The organism is Frankia sp. AgKG'84/4, assembly GCF_023242965.2.
Classification (GTDB): Bacteria; Actinomycetota; Actinomycetes; order Frankiales; family Frankiaceae; genus Frankia.
Window position 1 is genome coordinate 1 of sequence record NZ_JALKFU020000193.1, and the last position, 8779, is coordinate 8779.

The 8779-nt window shown below is 73.4% G+C and carries 9 protein-coding genes and 1 pseudogene; 5 read left to right on the forward strand and 5 right to left on the reverse strand.

Annotated elements, in window-relative coordinates; all coding sequences use genetic code 11:
* Nucleotides 1–1310 (forward strand): metallopeptidase TldD-related protein (locus MXD58_RS13690; protein ID WP_250609372.1); only part of this gene is annotated, 1310 nt, incomplete at its 5' end.
* Nucleotides 1311–1372: 62 nt separating this feature from the next.
* Here the strand turns inward: MXD58_RS13690 and MXD58_RS13695 are convergent.
* The 4 genes from MXD58_RS13695 to MXD58_RS13710 all read right to left on the reverse strand — a co-directional run bounded on the left by MXD58_RS13695 (nt 1373) and on the right by MXD58_RS13710 (nt 4034).
* On the reverse strand, nt 1373–1936 hold the full coding sequence (locus tag MXD58_RS13695) for a bacterial proteasome activator family protein (protein WP_248838221.1): 564 nt from the start codon (nt 1934–1936) through the stop codon (nt 1373–1375).
* Between the two features lie 83 nt (nt 1937–2019).
* Complete coding sequence (locus tag MXD58_RS13700) at nt 2020–3003, reverse strand: NAD(P)H-quinone oxidoreductase (RefSeq protein WP_250609373.1); 984 nt, start codon at nt 3001–3003, stop codon at nt 2020–2022.
* A gap of 97 nt (nt 3004–3100) precedes the next feature.
* Nucleotides 3101–3745: a nitroreductase family protein gene (locus MXD58_RS13705; RefSeq protein WP_248838223.1), complete on the reverse strand. Its 645-nt coding sequence runs from the start codon at nt 3743–3745 to the stop codon at nt 3101–3103.
* Between the two features lie 49 nt (nt 3746–3794).
* Complete coding sequence (locus tag MXD58_RS13710; RefSeq protein ID WP_248838224.1) at nt 3795–4034, reverse strand: hypothetical protein; 240 nt, start codon at nt 4032–4034, stop codon at nt 3795–3797.
* A gap of 530 nt (nt 4035–4564) precedes the next feature.
* On the opposite strand from MXD58_RS13710, the gene MXD58_RS13715 reads away from it, so the two are divergent.
* From MXD58_RS13715 to MXD58_RS13730, 4 genes are all read left to right on the forward strand, one after another.
* Nucleotides 4565–5317, forward strand: a complete 753-nt coding sequence (locus tag MXD58_RS13715) for a SigE family RNA polymerase sigma factor (protein WP_248838225.1) — start codon at nt 4565–4567, stop codon at nt 5315–5317.
* On the forward strand, nt 5318–6889 hold the full coding sequence (locus tag MXD58_RS13720) for a hypothetical protein (protein ID WP_248838226.1): 1572 nt from the start codon (nt 5318–5320) through the stop codon (nt 6887–6889).
* A gap of 445 nt (nt 6890–7334) precedes the next feature.
* On the forward strand, nt 7335–7940 hold the full coding sequence (locus MXD58_RS13725) for a hypothetical protein (protein WP_248838227.1): 606 nt from the start codon (nt 7335–7337) through the stop codon (nt 7938–7940).
* Complete coding sequence (locus MXD58_RS13730; protein ID WP_248838228.1) at nt 7940–8371, forward strand: DUF3817 domain-containing protein; 432 nt, start codon at nt 7940–7942, stop codon at nt 8369–8371. Before MXD58_RS13725 ends, MXD58_RS13730 begins: the two co-directional genes overlap by 1 nt.
* Before the next feature lie 67 nt (nt 8372–8438).
* Here the strand turns inward: MXD58_RS13730 and MXD58_RS13735 are convergent.
* Nucleotides 8439–8779, reverse strand: a pseudogene (locus MXD58_RS13735) (hypothetical protein); the annotation flags it as partial.

Here is an 8779-nt window from a genome sequence, read left to right on the forward strand (position 1 = left end):
GCCGGGAGGGGTGGGTCACTGATATGGGGCTGGGCGGGTGGGTGGCGGGGGCGGGGGGGGGAGGCGGTCTGGAGGGGGGGGGGGGCCCCGCCCCCCCGGCCCGCCCCGGCGAGCGTGCGCACCCGGCCGATGCCGACGGCCTGACCGAGCTCGTCCGTGCCGCCGAGGAGGCCGCGAGGGAGGCGGCGGACGCCGAGGACTACGCCGACCTGCTGGGCCCGGCGACCGCCGGGGGATCCACCGCCCAGGGGGCCTTCACCGACCCGGCGGTCCGCACGGGCACCGCGGTGTTCACCGGGTTCGCCCGCGATCTCGCCGAGGCGTTCGCGGCGGCGCGCGCCGAGAGCCGGCGCATGTTCGGCTTCGCCGAGCACACGATCACCACCACCTGGCTCGGCACGTCGACCGGCCTGCGGCTGCGGCACAGCCAGCCCACCGGCAGCGTCGAGTGGAACGCGAAGAGCCCGGCCCCCGGCGGGTCGGTGTGGCACGGGCAGTCCACCCGTGATTTCACCGACGTGGACGTCGCGGCCACGGACGCGCTGCTGCGGTCCCGGCTCGCCTGGTGCGAACGGTCCCTCGACCTGCCGGCGGGACGTTACGAGACGCTGCTGCCGCCGTCCGCGGTGGCCGATCTGATGGTGAACCTCTACTGGTCCGCCGCCGGCCGGGACGCGGCCGAGGGCCGCACCGTGTTCAGCCGGGCCGGCGGCGGGACCCGCCTCGGTGAGGCGCTCGGGCCGGCGAGGCTGCGGCTGTTCAGCGATCCCGCGGACGCCGAGCTGGCGGCGACCCCGTTCGTGACCGCCGCCGCCTCGTCGTCGACATCGAGCGTGTTCGACAACGGCATGGCGCTCGGCGCCACCGACTGGATCAGCGATGGCAGGCTCGCGTCACTCGTGCAGACCCGCGCGTCGGCCCGCGCCGCGGGCGGCCCGGTCACCCCGATGATCGAGAACCTGATCCTTGACGGCGGCGGCGCCGCGTCGCTGGAAGACATGATCGCTTCAACCTCGCGCGGACTGCTGCTGACCAGCCTCTGGTACATCCGCGAGGTCGACCCGGAGGTGCTGCTGCTCACCGGGCTGACCCGCGACGGCGTCTACCTGGTCGAGAACGGCGAGGTCACCGGGGCGGTGAACAACTTCCGGTTCAACGAGTCCCCGGTGGACATGCTCGGCCGCACGAGTGAGATCGGCGCGGCGATCCGCACGATGCCCCGGGAGTGGGCGGACTGGTTCACGCTCGCCCGGATGCCACCGATGCGGGTCGCCGACTTCAATATGAGTTCGGTCAGCCCGGCGAACTGATCCCGAGGGGTCCACCCGCCGGCGGCGGGTGGCCTCCGGCATGGATTCAGAGGGGCGTGGATTCAGAGGTAGGCGCCGCGGCCGAACGTCTCGCCGCCGGGCTGCTGTCCCTGCCCGCTGGGCAGGGCCCGGCGGCGCATCTCCTCGAGCTGCGAGCGGGCGGCCATCTGCTGCGCGAGCAGGGCGGTCTGCAGGCCGTGGAACAGACCTTCGAGCCAGCCGACGAGCTGCGCCTGGGCGATCCGCAGCTCGGCGTCGGACGGGGTGCTCTGCTCGTCGAGCGGCAGCGAGAGCCGATCCAGCTCAGCGCGCAGCTCCGGCGCCAGCCCTTCGGAGAGCTCGCGGATCGAGCTGCGGTGGATGTCGCGCAGCCGCACCCGGCTGGCCTCGTCCAGCGGGGCCGCGCGGACCTCCTCCAACAGCTGCTTGATCATGGTTCCGATGCGCATCACCTTGTCGGGCTGGGACACGAGATCGGCGATGGGGTTGCCGTCCGCGGGCGCCTGCCCGTCCGCCTCGGCGCTCGGCAGGCCCGTCCCGTCGAGGTGGCGGGGCGCCTGCACGGCCTCGTGCAGCGCACCGTCGGGCCCGACGACCACGACACGGGGTTCCGGTTGATCCGTCATGTCTCCTATCCTGCCCCCTCGGCCACCGTCAGACCGCGCGGGTCCGCAGACCGTCGGCCGGCGTGGCAGGTGGGCGCCGGCGGTCACGCCGGCACGGTGAGGACCACCTTGCCGACATGTCCGAGGTCAGCGAGGTGCTGATGGGCCGCCACCACCTCGGTGATCGGCAGGATCCGGTCGATCACCGGTCGGATCGCGCCGCGTTCGACCGCCGGCCACACCTCGGCGCGCACCGCCGCGACGATCGCGGCCTTCTCGGCAAGCGACCGCGCCCGCAGCGACGCGGCGTGCACCGCGGCCCGCTTGCCGAGCAGGGTCGCCAGGTTGAGCTCGCCCTTCACGCCGCCCTGCAGGCCGATGATGACGAGCCGGCCGCCGACGGCCAGCAGCTCGACGTTGCGGGGCAGGTAGGCGGCTCCCATGATGTCGAGGATCACGTCCGCGCCGTGCCCGTCGGTGGCCGTGCGGATGACCTCGACGAAGTCCTCGTCCCGGTAGGACACGGCGACGTCGGCGCCGAGTTCGCGGACCCGGGCGAGCTTCGCCGCGGAGCCGGCGGTGGTGGCGATGACCGCGGCCGGCCGCAGCGCGCGGACCGCCTGGATGGCGAAGGTGCCGATGCCGGACGCGCCGCCGTGCACGCAGAAGACCTCGCCGTCACGCAGGCCGCCGATACCGAAGACGGTCGAATGGACGGTGCAGGCGACCTCGGGCAGGGCCGCGGCCTCGACGAGATCGACCCCCGCCGGAACCGGCAGCACCTGGGCCGCCGGCACGTTCACCCGGGCCGCGTAGCCGCCACCGCTGAGCAGGGCACACACCAGCGCGCCGGGCTCCAGCCCGATGACACCGGCCCCGACGGCGGCGACCGTGCCGGCGCACTCCAACCCGAGAATCTCCGAGGCGCCGGGCGGCGGCGGGTAGAAGCCCTGGCGCTGGAGCAGATCGGCACGGTTGACCGCCGTGGCGACCACGTCGATGGCGACCTCCCCGGGCCCGGGTGGGGGCGGATCCGCCACGGTCGTCCAGGACATGACCTCGGGCCCGCCAGGGGCCGACACCGTCACCGCGAGCACCCGTCCACGCTATCCCGTGGGGTCGCGCAGGCGCGCCGCCGCGACCCGTGCCGATCCGCGGCGCGGGCTCGGGTCCGCGGGCTACGGCCTACCAGCGGTCGCGGTGCAGGACGGTCTCCAGTGGTTCCCGCCGGGCGGGGCGGAAGTCCGTCCCCAGGGTGTAGGCGACGGGCAGCAGGACGCCCTGGCTGTAGCCCGCCGGGATGCCGAGCAGCTCGGCGACCTCGGCGGCGTACTGCAGGTGCAGGGTCGTCCAGGCGCTGCCCAGGCCCCGCGCCCGCAGCGCGAGCATGAAACTCCAGGCCGCCGGGAACAGCGAGCCCCAGTACCCGGCCTGGTAGGCGGCGGGGATCTGCTCGACATCCCCGGCCAGGCAGCCCAGCACGAGCACCGGCACCCGGTGCATGTTGTCGGTGAGGTAGCGGGCCGAGTCGGTGACCCGCTGGTGCGCGGCCGCGTGCGGACCGTCGACGGCCTTCAGCTCGACCTCGCGGGAGTCGAGGTAGGGCAGCGCCGCGCGCCGGTAGCACTCGGCGATCCCGGCGCGCAGCGTCGGATCGGTCACCACGATCCAGTGCCAGCCCTGCGCGTTGGAGCCGGACGGGGCCTGCAGCGCGATCCGCAGGCAGTCCTCGATGATCTCCGGCTCGACCGGGCGGTCGAGGTCGAGCCGGCGGCGCACGCTACGGGTGGTGGTCAGCAGTTCGTCGGAGGTCAGGCCGAGCTGGGCCACGGTGGGCTCCTTCGTCACAGCTGCCGTCCGGCTCGCCCGAACCGCCGGTTCAGACCGGCTCGGGTTCCGGTTCTGCCGGCGCGTCCGGCGCGGGTTCGGTGTAGGGCGACGGCTCGTGCGGGGCCGGGGGCAGATCGGGGGTGTCGGGAAGCAGCGGTCCCGGATCGTCCGGGATCGGCGCGTCGGGGTCGAGGGGTGGCGGCGGGGAGTCCGGGCGGTGCGGACGGATCCCCGCGGACGCCGCCGCGTGCGCACTCTGCGGGTTGGACGGGGGGAACGGGCTGGACATAGAACCCGCCGTACCCGGCAGACGGCGCCGCGGAAACATCGCCACAGCATCCCATGTCGGCCGGCGACCGGCGCGGGTCCGCGGCCGCCCCGAATCGGCGGGTCGAGCCCCTGGCCAGCCAGCGGCCCACCGGGGGCACCACGCCGGGGGTCACCACATCTCCGCCTACACAAAAAGGGCGGGATGGTCACCGACGGAACTCGGGCAGACCACCGTCCCAGCGCGACACTTCCCGGGCGCCACCGTCAGCCGGGGCCGTGACCTGGGCGTTTCCGCCACCGACTGGCAGCGGCGCGATCGCACCATGGATTACAGACGCTTCGAGGTCCCAAACCTGTATCACCGTATTTACAGCACGGCCATCGATCACCACCAAAGGGCCACTCCCAACACCAGGTACAACCGCTAGCGTCAGTCCCACATCACCCTGAACTCAAGGTTCTCTGCAATCAGCAACAGACCACCACAGCATCGACTGTCTGGCCGGCCCCGGGGATGCGCCGGCCTGGACGCGCCCGGGGAGCGTGCCAGTGGAAGCGGTCGCGACCGATGACGAACACGAACATCCCCACAGACACGCGGAGTTCCGTGCCTTCTTCGAACGACACCATCGAGAGCTCAGTCGCTTCGCCTACCTGCTGATCGGCGATCACGACGCCGCCGACGACATCACCGCCGACGCGCTCACCGCGGCCTGGACGCACTGGGACCGCGTGCGCTCAGCGGACCTGCCGTTGGCCTATGTACGCCGCATCGTCGCGAACCTCGCGGCCGATCGTGTCCGCAAGGTGGTGCGGGAACGCCGTGGGCTGCTCGCCCTCGGCCAGCGGGCCGAGCGGTCCGCGCCGGTGCCCGACGTGCCGGCCGTCGTGGACCTGCGGACCGCCCTCATGACGCTGCCGCCGGGGAAACGGGCCTGCGTGGTGCTGCGGTACGCCTTTGATCTGTCCGAGGGTGACGTAGCTCGCACGCTGGGGATCTCCGTGGGAACCGTAAAAAGCCAGACTGCTCGCGGCGTCGCCGATCTGGAGCGGATCCTGCTCGGCGGTGCCCTGCCGCCGGCCGAGTCGACGACGGAGGAGGTGACCCCGGGCGTGACCGAGAACCGTGGTGCTGCCCGCGGCGGCCAGACGGGCCGTCCGGATGCCTCCCGGGTGGTGACTGCCGCGAGGCCCGGCCCGCCGCGCTCCGGCGCCGCGCAGGAGAGCGGCCAGCCCGGCGGCCCCGGTCTGTCCACGTTCACCCGCCCGCGGGGGCCGCTGTGGCGGGTCGGCGAGGCCTAGATGGCCCCGGGCACGTCGGAGTTCGAAGGCTCCGACCAGCGACTGCCGGCCGGAGCACACCCGAGCTCCGACGCCCGGCGCGCCGACCGGAACACCGCCGGCCCGGCCTTCCCCGCGGAGCTGCGCGGTCTGCTCGGCGTCGAGATGGGCCGCCACCGGCCCGACTCGGACCACATCCGCCGCCGGATCGCCGCTGCGACCGGCTACGGGCCTTACCTCGGGCCCTTCCCCGCGCCGGACGTGTTCACCCCGTATGACGGCACCGAGAGCCCCGCGCCCGTGTCGGTAGCCTCCTCAGCACGCGACCGGCTGGAGTTCGCGACGGTCGTCATGGCACGCCACACCCGCCCGATCAACGTCGATGACCACGACGACCTGGACCCGGTGGTGGCCGACCAGCTGGCCGAGATCGGCCGGTCCAGCGGCGCGGACCGGCCGGAACCCGACCTCGACGGCCCGGCGGATACCGCCGACACGCTGGCCCGACGCGGACGGGTCCTGCGGGCCGTGCGGTTCGGCTCCGACGATCAGGATGAGCCAGTTGATCCGCTGCCGGTCGGCGACTGGACGACGACCGACTACCCGGCCACCGCCGGCTCACCGGCGCCGCTGTACGCGACGGACGGCGGGCAGCGGGCGCGCCACCGCGGTCCTCAGCAGAGCCGCCGGCCGCGGGCCGCCGGGTCCCGGCCGGGCATCCACGGACGTCGCCGCGGGTTCGTCAGCGCGATCGTCGCGGTCCTGGGCCTGACGATGGCATCCGCCCTGACCCTGTTCGGTCTGCCGGGCTCGGACTCGCTCGATCCCTCGACCAGCACGGTCACCGCCCCGCCCCATCCGAGCTCGTCGGCCTGGACGTCGACCACAGCCACCGGCGCCCCGCCCACCACCCCGTCGGCCTCGCCCGCTGTCCCCCCCGCTGGCGAGGCGTCCGACCGGTCGTCCGCGCCGCTGCCGAAGTCGTCGATCGCACCAGGCACCACGGGATCCCGACCGGCCGACGCCACGCGTCCCGACGCCCCGGCCGCCGACGCGGCGCGCATCCTCACCCCGGCCCAGACCGGCATCTACACCGCGACGGCCGACCGCTTCCCGGCCGGTTCGCGCGTCCAGCTCTCCGCCGCGTCCGCGGACTGGATGCTCTTCGGTGGCGGTTGGGAAGGCGTACAGGCCCGGGCGGCGCTGCCGATCCCGCTGCTGAAGGCCCTCGTGGTCGGCACGCCCGTCGGGTCGGCCTCGGGGTTCGACTGGATCGGCGGCTTCCCGGCGCCGTTCGGTGTCAACAAGACCGATCGGCTCTCGGTCCGCGGCACCGCGACGTTGACGACCTACGTGCTGGGATCCCGCTCGCTGGAGATCTATCTGGGTTCACCGTCGGGACAGGTGCGGATCACGGTGGGGTCGGTCAAGGACTCCCGGTCCTTCGTGGTGGGGCTGCCGGAGCCACAGGCCGACGGCTCCTCCGATGCGCTGATCAGGCTCACCCTGCCGGCCGGGATCGGCTTGACCACCGTGTCGATCGCCGGCGTGGGTTCGGCGCCGTGGACACTCGCGGCAGCCGTCCTGCGCTGACCCGTCCGAGCCAGGGATTGGCCTGAAGCGGCCGGCGGGCCGTGGGAGCCGTCCGGGCCGGGCGGCCAGGACGCCGCCCACCGAGTCCCTACCCCTTTGTTGGGAGGACCTGTGGATAGAACAGGTCCGGAAAAAAGATGAAAAATGTCGTCGACGACGGCAACCAAACGGACCTCCCGGACGACTGTCCTGGTGAATGCTCTCCCGGCCCCCGCGCCAGGAGGTCCGGCGGGCGTTCCGGCCCGACCGTCCCGGCTAACCCCCCCCAGCCGGGCGGACGGGCCGCACTGCGATCCGGGGCCGGCCGGCCTGGCCAAGGCCGGCCGGCCCCGGTCATCCCTGCGGCCAGGTGGACCGTTGACGATGTGACCTACCAGCCAGGGAACGCACCGGCCCGTACGCCGAGGGGAACCCGAGAGGTAGCGTCGACGGTGTGCGCCGGCTGTTGTTTGCACCCTCGTGGATCGCGCGTCATCTGCTCGCGCTCGCCCTGATCGCCGTGTTCATCCGGATGGGGATCTGGCAGCTGTCCAAGGGCGAATCCGCCCAGGGCACGCTGCAGAACCTCTTCTACGGGGTCGAGTGGCCGATCTTCGCCGCCTTCGTCGTCTTCTGGTGGGTCAAGATGATGAAGGAGGACCTGGCGCCGAGGGATCCGAATGCCCCGCAGTGGGGGGTCGGTGGCCGGATCGCGCCCGAGACGTCCTGGCAGCCCGATTCCGGCGGACCCAGAATGCTGACCGCGGGCGACACCTGCGAGCCGGACGAGGAGGTCGACGCCTACAACCGCTACCTCGCCGCGCTCTACGAGCGCGACGCGCTGCGCGACGCCCTGCGTCAGTTCACCCCCGCGCAGCTCGAGAACGCCCGCCGGCCCGACGCGCGGCAGATCGCCCCGTCCAACCAGCTCGACCACCTTGACCAGCACGACCACCTTGACCAGCACGACCAGCACGACCAGCACGACCATCCGAACCAGGTTGACGATCCGGCTCGGGCCGAGCGCCCGAGCCGGACCGCTACCCCGAAGCACATCAACGGAGCCCGCTGATGACGGATCTGCCCGCCCCCTCCCGCGCCGCCGGGGGACGCTGCGCCGCACCGGCGATCCGCGCCGCCCTCGTGCGGTACCGCGCCATCGCCTACCTCGTCGGCGTGGGGCTGATCGTCCTGGTCTGCATCGGTATGCCGCTGAAGTACGCCGGCGACAACAGCTCCGTCGTCGCCGCGGTCGGCCCGGTCCACGGCGTGCTGTACGTCGTCTACCTGGCCGCCACGTTCGACCTGGCCAGCCGCACGCGCCTGCCGCTGCCGCGGATGGTCCTGGTCATGCTCGCCGGGACCATCCCGTTCCTCTCGTTCGTGGCGGAACGCTGGGTCAGCGGCCAGATCCGCGCGCAGTTCCTGACGACCCCGACGGGCACCGTCGGCCCAGCCCGGCCCGCCACCACCGGGGGCTCCGCGGAGGCGACCGCCCGCTGACCGCTCGGCGGCGGGGTCCGCAGCGCGGGGCCACCGACGGGTCAGGTCGAACCCTGGCGCCCCCGGCTCACTGGCAGGGGGCGGCGTCGCGTGCCAGGCCCGTGGTGGCCCGCGAGGGCACCACCACGAGTCGTTGACTGCGGCGCCGGGCTGGAACCCGCACCGCCAGGACCTCGCCGCGGGCCAGCCATCGTGGACGCGATCCACCGCCAAGGCCGGCCACCGGTCCGGCGGCACGAATCTGGTCGAGTTCGGTCCCGAAGGCGAACACCCGCCCGTCCGTCCAGGTGATCATTTCGGTCCGCGTGCCGCTCGGCCGGGCGAGGAGCAGCCGGCACCGCGTCGGCTCCCATACCACCGTGATCGTCCGCGCCGCCGCGCACGCTGCCCGCCCGGCCACCAGTGGCG